This window comes from Vibrio sp. T11.5, assembly GCF_027587155.1.
Classification (GTDB): Bacteria; Pseudomonadota; Gammaproteobacteria; order Enterobacterales; family Vibrionaceae; genus Vibrio; species Vibrio neptunius.
The window spans coordinates 22661-38158 of the sequence record NZ_JAPPTP010000026.1; the positions used below are offsets into that span (position 1 = coordinate 22661).

At 47.2% G+C, this 15498-nt stretch carries 16 protein-coding genes; 8 read left to right on the forward strand and 8 right to left on the reverse strand.

The annotated features are described in order from the left end of the window. Positions 1-9 precede the first annotated feature (9 nt). Positions 10-1503 (reverse strand): CoA-acylating methylmalonate-semialdehyde dehydrogenase, encoded by a 1494-nt coding sequence (locus OH455_RS19495; protein WP_045975087.1) that lies wholly within the window; start codon positions 1501-1503, stop codon positions 10-12. 17 nt (positions 1504-1520) lie between these two features. Beyond that, entirely contained in the window at positions 1521-2732 is a 1212-nt protein-coding gene (locus OH455_RS19500) for an acetyl-CoA C-acyltransferase (protein ID WP_269982514.1), read from the reverse strand. A 254-nt stretch (positions 2733-2986) separates the two neighbouring features. On the opposite strand from OH455_RS19500, the gene OH455_RS19505 reads away from it, so the two are divergent. The 5 genes from OH455_RS19505 (at position 2987) to OH455_RS19525 (ending at position 7940) form a co-directional block, all read left to right on the forward strand. After that, positions 2987-3364, forward strand: coding sequence for a MerR family transcriptional regulator (locus OH455_RS19505; RefSeq protein ID WP_269982515.1), 378 nt, complete (start codon positions 2987-2989; stop codon positions 3362-3364). A gap of 67 nt (positions 3365-3431) precedes the next feature. Then, complete coding sequence (locus OH455_RS19510) at positions 3432-4601, forward strand: isovaleryl-CoA dehydrogenase (RefSeq protein ID WP_269982516.1); 1170 nt, start codon at positions 3432-3434, stop codon at positions 4599-4601. A 10-nt stretch (positions 4602-4611) separates the two neighbouring features. Further along, positions 4612-6216: a carboxyl transferase domain-containing protein gene (locus OH455_RS19515; RefSeq protein ID WP_269982517.1), complete on the forward strand. Its 1605-nt coding sequence runs from the start codon at positions 4612-4614 to the stop codon at positions 6214-6216. Between the two features lie 9 nt (positions 6217-6225). Next, entirely contained in the window at positions 6226-7038 is an 813-nt protein-coding gene (locus OH455_RS19520; RefSeq protein ID WP_269982518.1) for an enoyl-CoA hydratase/isomerase family protein, read from the forward strand. After that, positions 7035-7940, forward strand: a complete 906-nt coding sequence (locus OH455_RS19525) for a hydroxymethylglutaryl-CoA lyase (protein WP_269982519.1) — start codon at positions 7035-7037, stop codon at positions 7938-7940. Before OH455_RS19520 ends, OH455_RS19525 begins: the two co-directional genes overlap by 4 nt. On the opposite strand, the gene OH455_RS19530 is transcribed toward OH455_RS19525, so the two are convergent. From OH455_RS19530 to OH455_RS19545, 4 genes are all read right to left on the reverse strand, one after another. Then, positions 7920-8861 (reverse strand): DMT family transporter, encoded by a 942-nt coding sequence (locus OH455_RS19530; RefSeq protein ID WP_269982520.1) that lies wholly within the window; start codon positions 8859-8861, stop codon positions 7920-7922. The two genes, OH455_RS19525 and OH455_RS19530, sit on opposite strands and share 21 nt — an antisense overlap. Before the next feature lie 103 nt (positions 8862-8964). Beyond that, a complete protein-coding gene (locus tag OH455_RS19535) occupies positions 8965-9678 on the reverse strand; it encodes a helix-turn-helix domain-containing protein (protein WP_206375618.1) in 714 nt (237 codons plus the stop codon). A gap of 10 nt (positions 9679-9688) precedes the next feature. Beyond that, positions 9689-10501, reverse strand: a complete 813-nt coding sequence (locus OH455_RS19540) for a helix-turn-helix transcriptional regulator (protein ID WP_269982521.1) — start codon at positions 10499-10501, stop codon at positions 9689-9691. Between the two features lie 16 nt (positions 10502-10517). After that, positions 10518-11111 (reverse strand): LysE family translocator, encoded by a 594-nt coding sequence (locus OH455_RS19545; RefSeq protein WP_269982522.1) that lies wholly within the window; start codon positions 11109-11111, stop codon positions 10518-10520. A gap of 350 nt (positions 11112-11461) precedes the next feature. On the opposite strand from OH455_RS19545, the gene OH455_RS19550 reads away from it, so the two are divergent. Together OH455_RS19550 and OH455_RS19555 are read left to right on the forward strand one after the other, a co-directional pair. Then, positions 11462-11905, forward strand: a complete 444-nt coding sequence (locus OH455_RS19550) for a DoxX family protein (protein WP_269982523.1) — start codon at positions 11462-11464, stop codon at positions 11903-11905. Between the two features lie 24 nt (positions 11906-11929). Continuing rightward, positions 11930-12625, forward strand: a complete 696-nt coding sequence (locus OH455_RS19555; protein WP_269982524.1) for a pirin family protein — start codon at positions 11930-11932, stop codon at positions 12623-12625. Between the two features lie 65 nt (positions 12626-12690). On the opposite strand, the gene OH455_RS19560 is transcribed toward OH455_RS19555, so the two are convergent. Both OH455_RS19560 and OH455_RS19565 read right to left on the reverse strand, forming a co-directional pair. Then, positions 12691-12942 (reverse strand): hypothetical protein, encoded by a 252-nt coding sequence (locus tag OH455_RS19560; RefSeq protein WP_045975100.1) that lies wholly within the window; start codon positions 12940-12942, stop codon positions 12691-12693. A gap of 161 nt (positions 12943-13103) precedes the next feature. Then, positions 13104-13355, reverse strand: coding sequence for a DUF6482 family protein (locus OH455_RS19565; protein WP_206371002.1), 252 nt, complete (start codon positions 13353-13355; stop codon positions 13104-13106). 481 nt (positions 13356-13836) lie between these two features. Here OH455_RS19565 and OH455_RS19570 point away from each other — a divergent pair, with 481 nt between their 5' ends. Then, positions 13837-15387, forward strand: coding sequence for an alanine/glycine:cation symporter family protein (locus OH455_RS19570; RefSeq protein WP_045975103.1), 1551 nt, complete (start codon positions 13837-13839; stop codon positions 15385-15387). Positions 15388-15498: the final 111 nt, after the last annotated feature.

The window sequence follows — 15498 nt, forward strand, 5'->3', positions numbered from 1 at the left end:
GTCCTCCCGTTATCGCAGTTGAATGGTTAGGTTTGGCCCTGTTGGGATATCATCATCAAACCAGCGTGACGTAATCGTTTTAGTTTCGGTATAGAAACGCACCGCTTGTTTACCATAAGCATGTAAATCGCCATAGAAACTGCCACGCCAACCTGTAAATGAAAAGAATGGCAATGGCACAGGAATTGGCACATTGATCCCCACCTGACCGACCTGAATTTCATGTTGATATTTACGTGCTGCTGCACCATTTGCGGTGAAAATCGACGTTCCGTTGCCATAGGGGTTGTTGTTAATCAGTTCAATCGCCTCTTCCAACGTATCGACTTGTAAGCAAACTAATACAGGGCCGAAGATTTCCTGCTCATAGATTGACATATCAGTAGTGACACCGGTAAACAAGGTTGGGCCAAGCCAGTTACCCTCTGGCATTCCAGCAACATGACACTGAGTTCCGTCTAACTCACACACTGCGCCTTGCGCCTTGCCTTCTTCAATCAGGCTCACAACACGATGCTTAGCTTCTTTACTGATCAATGGCCCATACGCTGCATTGCCATCATCCCATGCGCCCGGAGTCATCTTCGCCATTTCTGTCTTGAGATCGTCGACCCAATGTTTCGACTCACCAACAAATACAGCAACAGAGATTGCCATACAACGTTGACCTGCTGCGCCAACAGAGCTGCCGACCAAGTTGTTGATCACCTGTGCTTTATTGGCGTCTGGCATCACAACCATATGGTTTTTTGCACCAGCGAATGCCTGCACACGTTTGTTGAAGTTGGTACCCGTCTGATAAATGTACTGAGCAACCGGCACAGAACCGACGAATGACACGGCACGAATCAAAGGGTGAACCAGTAGTTTGTCGACCTGATTCTTGCGACCATGAACAACCTGAAGAACACCCTTTGGGGCGCCAGCCTGTTCAAACAACTCCGCCAAACGCATCGCTGTTAAAGGGACCTGCTCTGAAGGTTTGAGCACGAAGGTGTTACCTGCGGCAATCGCAAGCGGGAACATCCACAGTGGAATCATCGCAGGGAAGTTAAATGGCGTAATACCACAGCACACCCCTAACGGCTGAATCATAGAGTAAGTGTCGATTTCTGTTGCCACATTTTCTACCGTTTCACCCATCATATTGCTGGCGATATTCGCGGCTTGCTCTACGACCTCAATGCCGCGCCACACATCCCCTTTTGCATCGATGGTAATTTTGCCGGTCTCTTTCGAAATCAATTCGGCTAGCTCATCGTGGTGCTCTTTAAGTAAGTGCTGATAACGTAGCATCACACGAGCTCGCTCAGACACTGATACTTCCTTCCAAGACTTAAACACTTCAGCGGCGTTCTGCACCGCTTGTTCCATTTCCTGCTCGGTCGCACAAGGAAGCTTGGCAATCACTTCACTGGTTGCCGGGTTGGTCACCTCAACCCATTCATTGGTCTGTGACTGGCAGAACTCACCGCCAATAAATAAGGGAACTGACTGAATCATAATGATGTCCTTTTCTTTTATAGTGGGATCTCAATACCCATTGCGGTTGCTTCACCGCCACCAATACAGAGTGATGCAACACCTCGCACCACGCGTTTTTTGTTCTGATTTCCATCTGTACCCAGAGCCTGTAACTGACGTAGGCTATGGATCAGCGTGACAAGAATCCTTGCACCGCTTGCGCCAATCGGATGACCTAATGCGCACGCCCCGCCTTTTACATTGACCTTCTCGCTATCCAGGCCAAGCTGTTTCACCGCGATCTGCGTTACCACAGCGAAGGCTTCGTTGATTTCCCATAAATCCACTTCGTCCACCGCCCAATCTAGCTTCGATAGAAGCTGCTCAATCGCATAAACAGGTGCTAATGTGAATTCAGCAGGAATACGGGCATGCGTTGCATGACCTTTGATAATGGCCAGTGGTTCCAAACCCTGCTGCTTGGCAGTTTGCGCATCCATCACCACAAGAGCTGCAGCACCATCGGATATTGCGCTGGAGTTGGCTGCGGTAATCGAGCCCTCTTTAGCAAAGGCTGGCTTTAATTGAGGGATTTTTTCGGGCTTAATTGAGCGTGGCTGCTCGTCATAATCAAGGGGAGCTGCTTTTTTTAGGGCAACGGGCGCAATTTCGTCGGCAAATAACGCCTGCTGCTGCGCTTCAATCGCTCGGTTGACTGATAAAGTGGCCCACTCATCCATTTGTTCACGAGTAAATTCAAGTTTATCAGCGGTTTGTTGGCCGAAGACACCCATGAGCTCACCTTCGTACGCATCCTGTAAACCATCGAGGAACATATGGTCGTAGGTCGATTTGTGTCCCATTCGCATGCCGGAGCGTGACTCTTTCAGTAGGTACGGCGCATTAGTCATGCTCTCCATGCCGCCCGCAACAATGCAATTGGCACTACCAGCTTGGATCAGATCGTGGGCCAACATCACCGCTTTCATGCCTGAGCCACACACCTTGTTGATCGTGGTACAACCCACCGATGTCGGTAAGTCTGATCCCAGAGCCGCTTGTCTCGCTGGGGCTTGCCCACAGCCTGCAGGTAACACACATCCCATATACACTTCGTCAACTGAATCTGGCGATAACGATTGTTCTTTCATTGCCGCTTTAATCGCGACCGCCCCGAGCTTGGGGGAAGAATATTCAGAAAGCATCCCTTGAAAACGCCCCATTGGCGTTCTCTTTGCTGCAACTATCCAAATCTCTTTCTCTTGCATTGCCTGCTCCTCAAAAGATTGTTGAGTGACGGCTTTATTCATTCAGCGACGACAAAACGGCTCAATTCACGATGCCGCTTTCACTTTTTAAAGCCATTTGTTTTTTGCATGGTTATTTTCTTGACGTTTACGTAAGCATAGCACTAACATTTACGTTAACGTAAAGAAACACATTCACAACCTGTAAAATCTTTTTTACCGTCGTAGTGGAAAGTGTGATTGTCTAATACCTAGCAGTTGGGGAGTTTCATCTGGTGGAAACATACAAAATCAGCGAGCTCGCTAAAGAGTTTGATATCACTACAAGAAGTATCCGCTTTTACGAAGATATGGGCCTAATTCAGCCTGACCGCAAAGGCAGTATGCGGATTTATCAGCGCAGAGACAGGGTTCGTCTCAAGTTGATTTTACGAGGCAAGCGACTTGGTTTTTCCTTGGCCGAGATACGCGACTTGTTAGAGCTTTACGATACGAATCAAATAGATACCCAGTTGATCAAGATGCTCAAAATCATTGACGAAAAAGAAGCAGTACTCAAACGCCAACTTGAGGACATCACCATTGTTCTTGACGATTTGAATACCGCTCGTCAGCGATGTGAAGATGCGTTACAGCGCTCTAAAGCCAGCTAGCACTTCGCGAGACATCATGTATCTGCCAGGGATCGTAACCAGCAATAACCGCTGAATCGGAGGCGATATGATATCTCAGTACACCCCCCTCAACTTTGGGCTCGATGAGTCTGTCAATATGTTGCGGGAACACGTCAATGCTTTTGCCCGCGAGCACATTGCACCTATCGCGGCCAAAGTGGATGAGGAAAATCAATTTCCAAACCACTTATGGACGCTAATGGGCGAAATGGGCTTGCTTGGCGTGACCATAGACGAACAATATGGTGGCGCAGGTATGGGCTATTTGGCACACGTAGTCGCCATGGAAGAGATTAGCCGTGCTTCTGCTTCGGTTGCATTGAGTTACGGTGCGCATTCAAACCTATGCGTCAATCAGATTTTTCGCAACGGAAATGCGGTTCAAAGAGAGAAATACCTACCTAAATTAATCGACGGCTCCCACATTGGCGCGCTGGCAATGAGTGAACCCAATGCAGGCTCAGACGTTGTCAGTATGCAGCTCAAAGCTGAATTACACGGCGATCACTATGTGTTGAACGGCACCAAGATGTGGATCACTAATGGCCCTGATGCAGATGTGCTGGTGGTTTATGCCAAAACAGACCCTAGCGCCGCTTCACGGGGTATCACTGCCTTCATTATCGAACGTGATTTTGCTGGATTCAGCCACGCTCAAAAGCTCGACAAACTCGGTATGCGAGGCTCAAACACCTGTGAACTGGTTTTCAACAACTGCAAAGTACCGGTTGAAAACGTACTCGGTGAAGTGAATCAAGGTGTCAAAGTCTTGATGAGTGGCTTAGATTATGAGCGCGTTGTTCTGGCAGCGGGCCCGCTCGGTATTATGCAAGCGTGTCTTGACCTTGTCGTACCCTACGTTCATGACCGTAAACAATTTGGCCAATCTATCGGTGAATTCCAGTTAGTGCAAGCCAAAGTGGCGGATATGTATACCCGTGCCAACGCGGCACGCGCTTATGTGTATACCGTAGCCGCTGCCTGTGACCGAGGTGAAACAACAAGAAAAGACGCCGCAGGCGTAATTCTTTACAGTGCCGAATTAGCCACACAGCTTGCACTGGATGCCATCCAGTTGCTAGGCGGCAATGGATATATCAATGAGTTTCCTGCGGGTCGTTTATTAAGAGACGCCAAACTCTATGAAATTGGTGCGGGTACTTCCGAAATTCGCAGGATGCTTATCGGGCGTGAGCTGTTTGAAGAATCACGCTAACGAGGATGTTATGGCAATCATAAAAACTAAAATCAAAACCGACTCTCCCCTGTTCACTAAGAATCAGCAAGCGATGAGTGGACTGGTCGAAAAATTGAACGCAGATGTTGAATCCATCAAACAAGGTGGCGGCGCTAGGGCTGTTGAAAGACAGCGCAAGAAAGGCAAACTTCCCGTACGAGAGCGCATTGATCTGCTGCTCGACCAAGGTTCAGATTTCTTAGAAATCGGCCAATTCGCGGCCTGGAATGTTTACGAACAATCCATCCCTTGCGCCGGTGTCGTTGCAGGTATCGGCAAGATCAAAGGGGTAACCTGTATGGTGCTTGCCAACGATCCGTCTGTTAAAGGCGGGACTTACTACCCACTGACAGTGAAAAAGCACCTCAGAGCTCAGGAAATTGCCGAGCGCTGCCACTTATCCTGTGTTTATCTAGTCGACTCGGGCGGTGCGAACTTACCTCACCAAGCAGAGGTGTTTCCAGACAAAGACCATTTCGGGCGTATTTTCTTTAATCAAGCACGCATGTCCGCCAAGGGCATACCCCAAATAGCGGTAGTTCTTGGTCCTTGTACCGCGGGGGGCGCTTATATTCCTGCCATGGCCGACGTCTCGGTCATCGTAAAAAAACAAGGCACTATTTTCCTAGCAGGGCCTCCTTTAGTTAAGGCCGCCACAGGTGAAATCGTCACGGACGAAGAACTCGGCGGCGCGGATGTTCACTGCCGTAAATCTGGGGTAGCAGACTACTACGCGGAAAATGAACAACAAGCTTTCCATATGGCGAGAGAAGCACTTGCTAGCAGCAACCAAGAACCTGTGATCCCTCAAACACACAAGGTTTTACCACCACGTCTACCCGCTGAGGACATCTATGGCGTCGTCAATGCTGACTTGCGCTTGTCTTTCGACGTCAGAGAAGTGATTGCACGTATTGTAGATGATTCCGATTTCGATGAATTTAAAGCCTTATTCGGCATGACGCTGGTGTGTGGCTTTGCTCGTATCGAAGGCAAACTCATTGGTATTGTCGCCAACAACGGCATCTTATTTGCGGAATCAGCTCAGAAAGGGGCCCACTTTATCGAGCTGTGTGCTAAGCGAAAGATTCCATTGCTGTTTCTCCAGAACATTACCGGATTCATGGTCGGCAAAAAAGTTGAAGAAGGTGGCATCGCCAAACATGGTGCCAAACTCGTCATGGCAGTGGCGTGCGCTGACGTCCCTAAGTTCACCATTATCATCGGCGGATCGTACGGAGCGGGCAACTACGGCATGTGTGGGCGGGCTTATGAGCCAACGTTGATGTGGATGTGGCCTAACGCCCGAATCTCGGTAATGGGCGGAGAACAAGCCGCTGGCGTACTCACCCAAGTCAAGCGTGAGGTCTTGAAACGCCAAGGTGAACCTTGGTCAGAAGTGGAAGAAGGCCAGTTCAGGCAAACTATCGTTGATCAGTATGAGGAACAAGGCCACCCGTACTATGCGAGTGCTCGCCTTTGGGATGATGGCATCATTGATCCGAAACAGACCCGACATGTCTTGGCTCAAGCGCTTACCGCAACCGAGCATGCTCCGATGCCCGATAGCCAATTCGGTATCTTTAGAATGTAGGAGCATAGCATGACAAATCTAATCGATAACAGCTATCTCACTCGCAACATCGATGACTTAGGCGTTGCCACTCTGTCACTTAATCGGCCAGACAAACACAATGCCTTCAACGCTCAGGTCATCGAACAGTTGATAGAATCGATTCACTCACTGGCTCAGCGCTCGGAGGTGAGATGTTTAGTGTTACGTGGTAACGGAAAACACTTTTCGGCAGGCGCTGATCTTGGCTGGATGCAGTCAATGATAGCTAAAAGTGAATTGGAAAATCAGCAAGATGCTTCGAGACTTGCTCAGTTGATGCATTGCTTGGATAACTTCCCTCAGCCAACTATCGCTGTTGTTCATGGCTGCGCATTTGGCGGAGCGCTCGGGCTAATCTGCTGCTGTGATGTCGCTATTGCTGACCATAGCGCCCTATTCTGCCTCAGTGAGGTAAAGCTAGGATTAGTTCCAGCGACCATTGGGCCTTATGTAAACCGCACGATCGGTGCTCGCCAGTCAAGGCGCTACATGCTGACTGCTGAACGTTTCGACGCCAACAAAGCGGTTGAGATTGGTTTAATTCATGAAGCTGTCGACATCAGCCAACTGGAAAAAACCGTCACTGCTATCCTCAATCAGTGGCTACTCAATAGCCCCGCGGCCCTGACTCAAACTAAAGCACTGATCCGAGAGTGTGATACTCAGGTGCTTGATAATGCTTTGATTGAATATACCAGTCAATTAATCGCACAAGTTAGGGTATCCGACCAAGGGCAAGAAGGTCTAAGGGCTTTCTTTGATAAGCGGCCACCAAATTGGGCGATAGGAGGCAGTGAATGATGACTACCTCGCTACTGCCAGAGTCGATCAAGATAGTCGAAGTTGGCCCTCGCGACGGTTTGCAAAATGAGCAAGCCGTTTCAACCGAGGCAAAAGTCGCGCTGATCAATCAACTCTCTTGCTGCGGTCTCACCCACATCGAAGCGGGATCATTTGTTTCACCTAAGTGGGTGCCACAAATGGCGGACTCATTGGAAGTCATGGCAAAAATCACTCGCGCATCGAACGTGAAGTATGTTGCCCTAACACCGAATATGAGAGGGTTTGAGCAGGCTATCGACGCCAATGCCGACGAAGTCGCGGTATTCACATCGTCTTCACAAGGCTTTTGTCAGAAAAACATTAACTGTTCTATTGAAGAAAGCCTTGAACGATTCCGGCCTCTGGTGGCTGAAGCAAAAGGCAAAGGCATCCCCGTTAGAGGTTACTTATCCTGCATCGTCGATTGCCCTTATGATGGTCCAACCGAGCCTTCTCAGGTCGCCAAAGTTGCCCAAGCACTATTAGAACTTGGTTGCTATGAAGTGTCTCTTGGCGACACCATTGGTACGGGCACGCCAGTTCGAGTTGCTAACATGCTCAACGCCGTTTTTGAGCGAGTACCTCGACACCTGGTCGCCGTTCATTTCCATGATACTTGGGGACAAGCGCTCGCCAATATATATCAAGCCCTTCAGATGGGTGTTCATGTTGTCGATAGCAGCGTAGCAGGCTTAGGTGGTTGTCCTTATGCTGCAGGCGCGTCGGGTAACGTCGCGACAGAAGATGTTGTGTACCTTTGCCAAGGTTTAGGGATTGAAACGGGCGTGGATTTACATCGCCTTGCCCAAGCAGGGTGGGAAATCAGCGACGCCTTAGGGCGCCAACCGACTTCCAAAGTGTCACTGGCTTTGCGCCGCTAATAAGGGCTCTCTATGTTTGGGCTGATAGGATTGAAGTAACAAGCAAACCATGATCAGCCCAATTCCTATCCACCCCAGTAGGCCAATATGTTCTCCCACTACAACCACAGCAAGTACAGCGGCCACAGCAGGCTCAAACAGCGTTAGTAAACTTGCTTTGCTTGCTGATACCGTTGTTAACCCATAACCAAAGCAGACATAGCCGAGAAACATTGGAACGAACGCCATATACAAGGCAACGGATGCATTGATAGATGTCGCAAACAAATTACCACCAGTAAAAAATAATGAAGGTAGCAGCAATAGTGAACCCAGCCCAAATATGCTCCCCATTGCAGATTTGGAATGCACGCCCTCGATGATGAGCGCTTTTGCCGTCCATGCGTAAGTGGCATAGGTGAACCCCGCGAGCAATCCAAGCACTATCCCTATATATTTGGTTTGCTCTACACCGGTTTGTATTGACGTTGATGTCTCTGATAGAGTCAGTAAAACGATGCCAGTCGCGCCCACTGTCAAGCTTATCACCCAGCGAGTATCAATTGACTTTTCTTTGCCAAACAGGCACTCCAACAATGCAACGAAGAACGGTGCACTCGCGATAGATACCACGGTTCCAATCGCGACACCCGCCATTCTCATCGAGCTATAGAACGCAAGAGGATAAACCGCTAAAGCCAGTGCCCCCAGCAATAAAACAAGTTTATTTGATACCAGTATATGTCGGTCTTTTCTGATCGTGCCGCAGGCAAACAGAGCCATCATAATACCGCCAACACCCATTGAAAAAGCACCAATCGCCAGCGGGCTGATATCGGGTGCATACGTGGCTGCGGTACCGGTCGTTCCCCACAATAAAGAAGCAAACAGGATGACCAAAACTCCGAAACCTTCCTGACGAGCTTTTAGTGTCTGATTCATATCTATACTCTTTGTCATATCATTTTGATAGACAGAGAATAATGAATAAATGAACACATAACTTTGCAGAAAAGACACTCTATTTGATTTTACAGACTCAATTTCATCCGCCGCGCAATGCGCGAGGAGAAAGTCCAAATGAAGATGAAAAACGACGACTAAAAGCGGATAGGTCCTTGTACCCGACTCTCTCTGCAATAAGCTGGACAGGAATATCCGTGTGCGTCAGAAGTGCTTTAGCTTTTTCCATTCTTTGTTTGGTCACGTATTGAAGAACACTTAACCCAGTGGATTGTTTAAAAATTTTTTTAAACTGCGTCGCACTCAAACAGGCGACTTTTGCCAAATGTTCAACTGTTATCTCTCTCGCCAGATCTTCCTCAATATGATGTAACACCGCTCTGACTCTATGATCAAGTCGCTGCCCAGCTTGTTGCTCCGCCAATAGCTTGACAAACATATCAACCATAGGGGCTTCAATAGCAGGGGTGACTCGATGCTGAAGCTGAGATTCGACGAAGGTCAGATAGGAACGGAGCGGCGCTGAAATCGGAAAAACCAATGCGTCCATGCCCAGCAAACTATCTGGTAATATGTTCAAATCAGCAACCACAAAACGCGCAGCTTCATTGGCGCGGAAATGGTGAAAGGTGTTGGCCTTGATTACCACGCATTCACCGACTGACACTTTGCCTTGGTAACCTTCCAGTTCAATAATAATGGTGCCCAAGATAGGTAGTACCAGTTGATGATGTTCATGCGCATGCCCCTTGCGTTGACGGGTATAAGCACGAATGGTGAGATTATTTTCCAACATCAGGCAGGATTCACTCTACAAAATGAGATTGATAAAACTTAGGTGTTACCGCCAGTTTTTTTTTAAAATGTCGCTGAAAATGCGCCTGATCCGAGAACCCTAAGCGGTGAGCAATATCAACGATATCAGCTCCTGATCTGAGCATTACTTTCGCACGCTTGATCTTCTCATCGATTAGATAGGCATAGGGCGGTAACCCGTAGTGGTCCTTAAAAGCACGTAAAAGCTGATATCGGCTCATCCCTACTTCTTGTGCCAACGCTTCTAAAGAGTGAGCGTGGCCCAGTTCATCCATTAACTTATCACGGACCATCACAAGACTCGGTAAGCCTGTCTTGGCCATCGTTTTGACTCCATGCTGGAAACTGAGCTCAACAAAGTCATACAAGCAAGATTGAGCTAACAACAGACCCTCTTCATTCTGAAGCGCCGAAAAAAGTGCCAAGTATCGTTGCTTAAATTCAGGATGACGCTCTAGATCATTCTTAAAGGCCACATAATCATAATGTTGATTTAACGTCATTTCCTGCTGGATCTCTCCCATCTCCAACGCATCAACAAACAGCATACTGTAGGACCAAGTGCCATGATATGGATTACAGGAATGGACATCTGCAGGGTTGATCGTCACGATATCCCCTTGGCCAATCTGATGTGTATTGCGTCGATTTCGGTAATCTGCTCGGCCTTGATGGATAATGCCAAAGGAAAATTCGTCATGAGAGTGGGCGTCATAGCATGCCGTCGATTGGTTGGCGACACGCAGCTCGATCCATGGCAGCATCGTACTCTGCTTGAAACTCGCACTTTTATCTCTCTTCATTCACCCACTACTCCACTCAGGGCCAGATCAGCACAACAGATGCGCATAACATTATGGCCATCAATCTATTAAATTGGCGATGAACTCGTGGATTTGCAAGTCGATTCGCCAAAACCCCGCCAATCATCGCCCATACGCCAACACCGATCACACAGACGAACAATGACACGAGAGTAAAGAGCCACAACGAATACTGCTCATTTTCCTGCCCTAGCACATAAAGGCTGACACCAGACATCGCTACCAACCAAGCTTTGGGATTGACTATTTGAGTCAAACTTCCAGTTAACCAGCCTGAACTCTTTACTGGCTCGACAGCAACCCCTTTCACTGGTGCCACGAAGATTTGATAAGCAAGGTAAAACAAGAAACTACTGCCGATCAACTGCATCCAAACTTCAAGCTTCGGCAATATGGCTACCAAGGTTTGCATCATCTGTCCTGTCGCAAACACAACAACCGCATAGGCTATTGATGCGCCCAAAACATGCTTTAACGCTGCCCTTAGGCCATTATTTACCGCTGTCGTTGTCGCTAACAAATTCACTGGCCCAGGCGTCACGGCCCCCACGAAAGCAAATACCACCATCGCCAAAATCAGATTTTCCATCTCGTTGTCTCCTCTTTTTGAGCAAGATAATCCCTAAGAAAGAAACAGTATTGAACGATATTGCACAGCCGCATTCGTTGGAAACCAGTGCAATAAAGACTTGAGGTCTGGTTAGTTTGCCAAACCATAGCAATGAGCGCCGCTACCTTTGCAGTCACTAATCCAATCTTAGCCAAGTTCCCTAGTTTGAGACTCTCCCGTCGCAAATACACTTATTCAAATATTTCGAACGAGTATGTTAATTTTCTACGATTTAATCTCACTTCATCAGCGCCTAAACTTAGTTCAAATCACTGAGGTAAACGCATTCAAACGCGGAAATTTAATTTGAGATATTTGAGGAAGACACTATGAAATCTCTACTGAAAACACTGACAGAATCACACGCAGGGTATAGCACGTTGGCACTACGTCTCCCCGTTGGCATTATTTTTATGGCCCATGGAGCACAAAAATTGTTTGGCTGGTTTGGCGGTTATGGACTGGAAGGAACAGGTCAGTGGATGGCGTCTATCGGTCTAGGGCCTGGTTTGCTAATGGCATTGTTAGCGGGGAGTACTGAGTTCTTTGGTGGTCTGTTCATTTTGCTTGGCCTACTTACCCGTCCGGCTTCCATCGCTCTTGCATTTACCATGCTTGTAGCCATTTTCTCAGTTCACTTTGAGAACGGACTTTTCATGTCAAACAACGGCTATGAATTTGGCCTAGCGCTTATGGCGGCGAGTGTTTCGCTAGCATTATCAGGTTCAGGCAAAGCCGCTATTGATCAATTTATCGCAAACAAAATCGCTTAAGACCAACCCTAGGAGGATAATATTATGATTACAGTTAGACACTCAGATGATCGTGGTAGTGCCAGTTTTGGCTGGCTGGACAGTAAACATACGTTTTCCTTCGGTGATTACTATGATCTCAAACACATGGGCTTTTCTGCTCTGCGAGTGATTAATGACGATATCGTTCAGCCAAGTGCCGGTTTTACCACACACGGTCATCGAGATATGGAGATCATTAGCTACGTATTGAAAGGTACCATTGAGCACAAGGACAGTGAGGGCAACATTCAGACCTTGCCCGTCGGTGAGTTTCAATTAATGTCCGCTGGTCGTGGGATTTATCATAGCGAATACAATGCGTCTGACTCAGACACCCTGCGCTTTCTACAGATCTGGATTCAACCAAACACGTTTGGCAATGAACCTGGCTACCAACAGAAAGATTTTGGTCAAGCGGAAGGTTTAACGCCTATCGCAACATCCGATGGACACGATGGTACCCTACAAATAAAGCAAGATGCCTCTCTTCATCAATTGATTTTACCTGCTGGCGAACAGATTGACTTTGAGGTCGCCCAAGGCAGAAACGTTTACCTTCATCAACTAGAAGGACAATTGACCATAGACAATACCCTTATCAACTCGGGAGATGGGGCAAAAGTTGAAGGAGTGACATCGATTTCGATAACCAATTCAAGTCACGCCCCCGCCACTGCGCTTATCTTTGATCTGCCTTAGTCACCGCGCTGCGCCTCAGGTCGAGTCTGACACTCGCTGCGGCGCGACCTTTCTTGCGCTACAGGTTACCCTAGCGCTGTTTGCGAGATAAGCTTTACCATCAGTGCTTCTCTTCTAAGCTCAAGGATATCTTCAATGATTCGCTCTTTTGCGTTGAGGCCGAAGTGCTCTGCGTAGTTCTTAATTGTGTCCACTTCATGCTTGTCCAGCTTGTACACATTACGCTTTAAATACGCTTCAGCTTCGCTTTTGATAAATCCGTTGTTTTGCAGGTTTTTGATGATCACATCATCTAGTTCATTTAACTTTCTTGTCATTTTCTTCTGCTTCTGGCTTTAACATTCGTATATCGTTCTAAAAATGTTATGGATAATATCCGTGCAGAAACATACCCATCGAGTATGACAATCAAGTGACAGCGTTCCGTAAAGCGTACAGGAAGCACATTTCGCTGTCCTTCCCGCCGCTTATAACGCTTTTAAAACCACATCAGATTGGTTTTAAGAGAGTGACTGGAGCCTATATTCTCACCACACATTTCATCGTAAGCGCTTTGGTGAACCAATGATGCGCTTTGGTACGACTGGTCTTTAAAATGTTCTTTGGCTTGGGAAAGGCTACAAAATTTGAGCGGATTTTGATTAGTATCGCGCAAAAGCATCCTATCGCCTTCGTTTACTGAATACGCTAGGTAAATACCACCTTCCAATGATTCAATTTGAAGTTCCATACATTGTTCTCCTCTCTGGTGTTAAGTTTGTATACGAGAGAGAAAGCCATTTTGATTACCCATCATCGATTTGATTCATGAGGGTTCACGAGTCGCCTACTGACCGCAATGAATTGGTATGCAACCAAAAAACATAAATCATCACAATTCACTTATTATTGGCTTCAACACGAATTTGTCTACTGTTCAAACTTTAATCACACAGTTTTATATTTCGGCCTTCAATACAGTATTAACAACTATATTAAAAACGAATCCATCGCCAAATGTTCCACCTTTTTAATAAAAAGCAGTGAAGAAGTTCAATTTAACTGTCTAGTGTTAGCGAATGTCAGAATTGTTTGCTGGATCAAGTTTTCCGCCAAAGATGTTGCGGAGCTATTTATAAAATGAATAATAGCCATTTGTTACACACATGTAACAAACACAACATCTATATAAATAATATTCATATAAACCATAATGCATAGGCAGGAAAAGCATGACAAAGCGTATAGCGCTTGCCAGTTTGGCAAGTATTTTTGCGGGTAGCGCTGCGGCATCCAACTTGGATGACAAAATCAACGAAGTCGTTGCACCTATCGTCAACCCATTTGTAGGCATGATCTTTTCGACCATTCCTTTCCCTTTTACAGACGTGCAGGTGCCTTGGATTGTTCTTTGGTTGGTAGTGGCTGCGAGCTTCTTTACCTTTTATCTTGGCTTTATCAACTTCCGCGGCTTCAAACACGCCGTTCAGTTGGTTTCCGGTAAATTCTCTGACCCAAAAGCCAAAGAAGATGGTGAAGTATCTCACTTCCAAGCTCTGACTACCGCTCTCTCGGGTACGGTTGGTCTTGGTAACATCGCTGGTGTCGCGGTCGCCGTCTCTATCGGTGGTGCTGGCGCAACATTCTGGATGATTCTTGCCGGTCTTCTGGGCATGTCGAGCAAGTTCGTCGAGTGTGCACTTGGTGTGAAATATCGCAACACCAACCCAGACGGTTCTGTTTCAGGTGGTCCTATGTACTACCTAAGCAAAGGTTTGGCGCAACGCGGCAACGCAGCGTTTGGTCGTACTCTAGCAGTGCTTTTCTCAGTGTTTGCTATCGGTGGTGCGCTCGGTGGCGGTAATATGTTCCAAGCAAACCAAGCCTTTAAGCAAGTCGTTGGCGTAACCGGTGGTGATGCTTCGTTCTTCGCCGATAAAGGTTGGTTGTTTGGCCTTATTCTCGCAGTCATCGTTGGTATTGTTATTATCGGTGGTATCAAATCGATTGCTAAAGTAACAGAGAAAGTGGTGCCTTTCATGGCGACTATTTACGTTGGTGCAGCCCTGATCATCATCTTAATGAACTTCGACCGTATTGATGACGCATTTGCAGCTATCTTCAACGGTGCATTCACTGGTGAAGGTATTGCTGGTGGCGTGATCGGTGTGCTTATTCAAGGTTTCAAACGAGCAGCGTTCTCGAACGAAGCCGGGGTTGGTTCGGCAGCAATTGCTCACTCAGCAGTGAAAACTAAAGAACCAATGTCAGAAGGTTTCGTTTCTCTGCTAGAACCCTTCATCGATACCGTCGTCATTTGTACCATGACAGCACTAGTTATCATCATTACTGGTTACCTTGATACCGATACTGGCCTTGCGGGTGTTGAGCTGACCTCTGCGGCATTTGGTAGCGCAATCAGCTGGTTCCCTTACATCCTTGCCATTGCTGTCGTACTGTTTGCCTTCTCTACCATGATCTCTTGGTCATACTACGGCCTAAAAGCGTGGACTTACCTATTTGGTGAGAGCAAAACTGCCGAGCTTATCTTTAAAGTGAAATTCTGTGTCTTCGTCGTGATTGGTGCAGCCATGAACTTAGGCCCAGTTATCGACTTCTCTGATGCGATGATCTTTGCCATGGCATTGGTGAACATTGTCGGTCTATACATCCTAGTTCCGGAAGTAAAGCGCGACCTAGCCGATTACCTAGAACGATTCAATGCAGGTAAAGTGTACAAAGTTCAACAACAGCAATCTCAGACAGAAGTCGCTGAACAATAAGTCAACATCAGCCTCTAAGTCACTCAAGCCCGGCATCTTTACCGTTGCCATGATGGATGAATGAGCGCTGGCCAGATATATCAATCAACGTATTGGTATCGCGTAACAAAC

Bases quoted from the DNA above. Each gene is read 5' to 3' on its own strand.
- OH455_RS19495 (WP_045975087.1), bottom strand. From the start codon at position 1,503: ATGATTCAGTCAGTTCCCTTATTTATTGGCGGTGAGTTCTGCCAGTCA.
- OH455_RS19500 (WP_269982514.1), bottom strand. From the start codon at position 2,732: ATGCAAGAGAAAGAGATTTGGATAGTTGCAGCAAAGAGAACGCCAATG.
- OH455_RS19510 (WP_269982516.1), top strand. From the start codon at position 3,432: ATGATATCTCAGTACACCCCCCTCAACTTTGGGCTCGATGAGTCTGTC.
- OH455_RS19515 (WP_269982517.1), top strand. From the start codon at position 4,612: ATGGCAATCATAAAAACTAAAATCAAAACCGACTCTCCCCTGTTCACT.
- OH455_RS19520 (WP_269982518.1), top strand. From the start codon at position 6,226: ATGACAAATCTAATCGATAACAGCTATCTCACTCGCAACATCGATGAC.
- OH455_RS19525 (WP_269982519.1), top strand. From the start codon at position 7,035: ATGATGACTACCTCGCTACTGCCAGAGTCGATCAAGATAGTCGAAGTT.
- OH455_RS19530 (WP_269982520.1), bottom strand. From the start codon at position 8,861: ATGAATCAGACACTAAAAGCTCGTCAGGAAGGTTTCGGAGTTTTGGTC.
- OH455_RS19535 (WP_206375618.1), bottom strand. From the start codon at position 9,678: ATGTTGGAAAATAATCTCACCATTCGTGCTTATACCCGTCAACGCAAG.
- OH455_RS19540 (WP_269982521.1), bottom strand. From the start codon at position 10,501: ATGAAGAGAGATAAAAGTGCGAGTTTCAAGCAGAGTACGATGCTGCCA.
- OH455_RS19545 (WP_269982522.1), bottom strand. From the start codon at position 11,111: ATGGAAAATCTGATTTTGGCGATGGTGGTATTTGCTTTCGTGGGGGCC.
- OH455_RS19550 (WP_269982523.1), top strand. From the start codon at position 11,462: ATGAAATCTCTACTGAAAACACTGACAGAATCACACGCAGGGTATAGC.
- OH455_RS19555 (WP_269982524.1), top strand. From the start codon at position 11,930: ATGATTACAGTTAGACACTCAGATGATCGTGGTAGTGCCAGTTTTGGC.
- OH455_RS19560 (WP_045975100.1), bottom strand. From the start codon at position 12,942: ATGACAAGAAAGTTAAATGAACTAGATGATGTGATCATCAAAAACCTG.
- OH455_RS19565 (WP_206371002.1), bottom strand. From the start codon at position 13,355: ATGGAACTTCAAATTGAATCATTGGAAGGTGGTATTTACCTAGCGTAT.
- OH455_RS19570 (WP_045975103.1), top strand. From the start codon at position 13,837: ATGACAAAGCGTATAGCGCTTGCCAGTTTGGCAAGTATTTTTGCGGGT.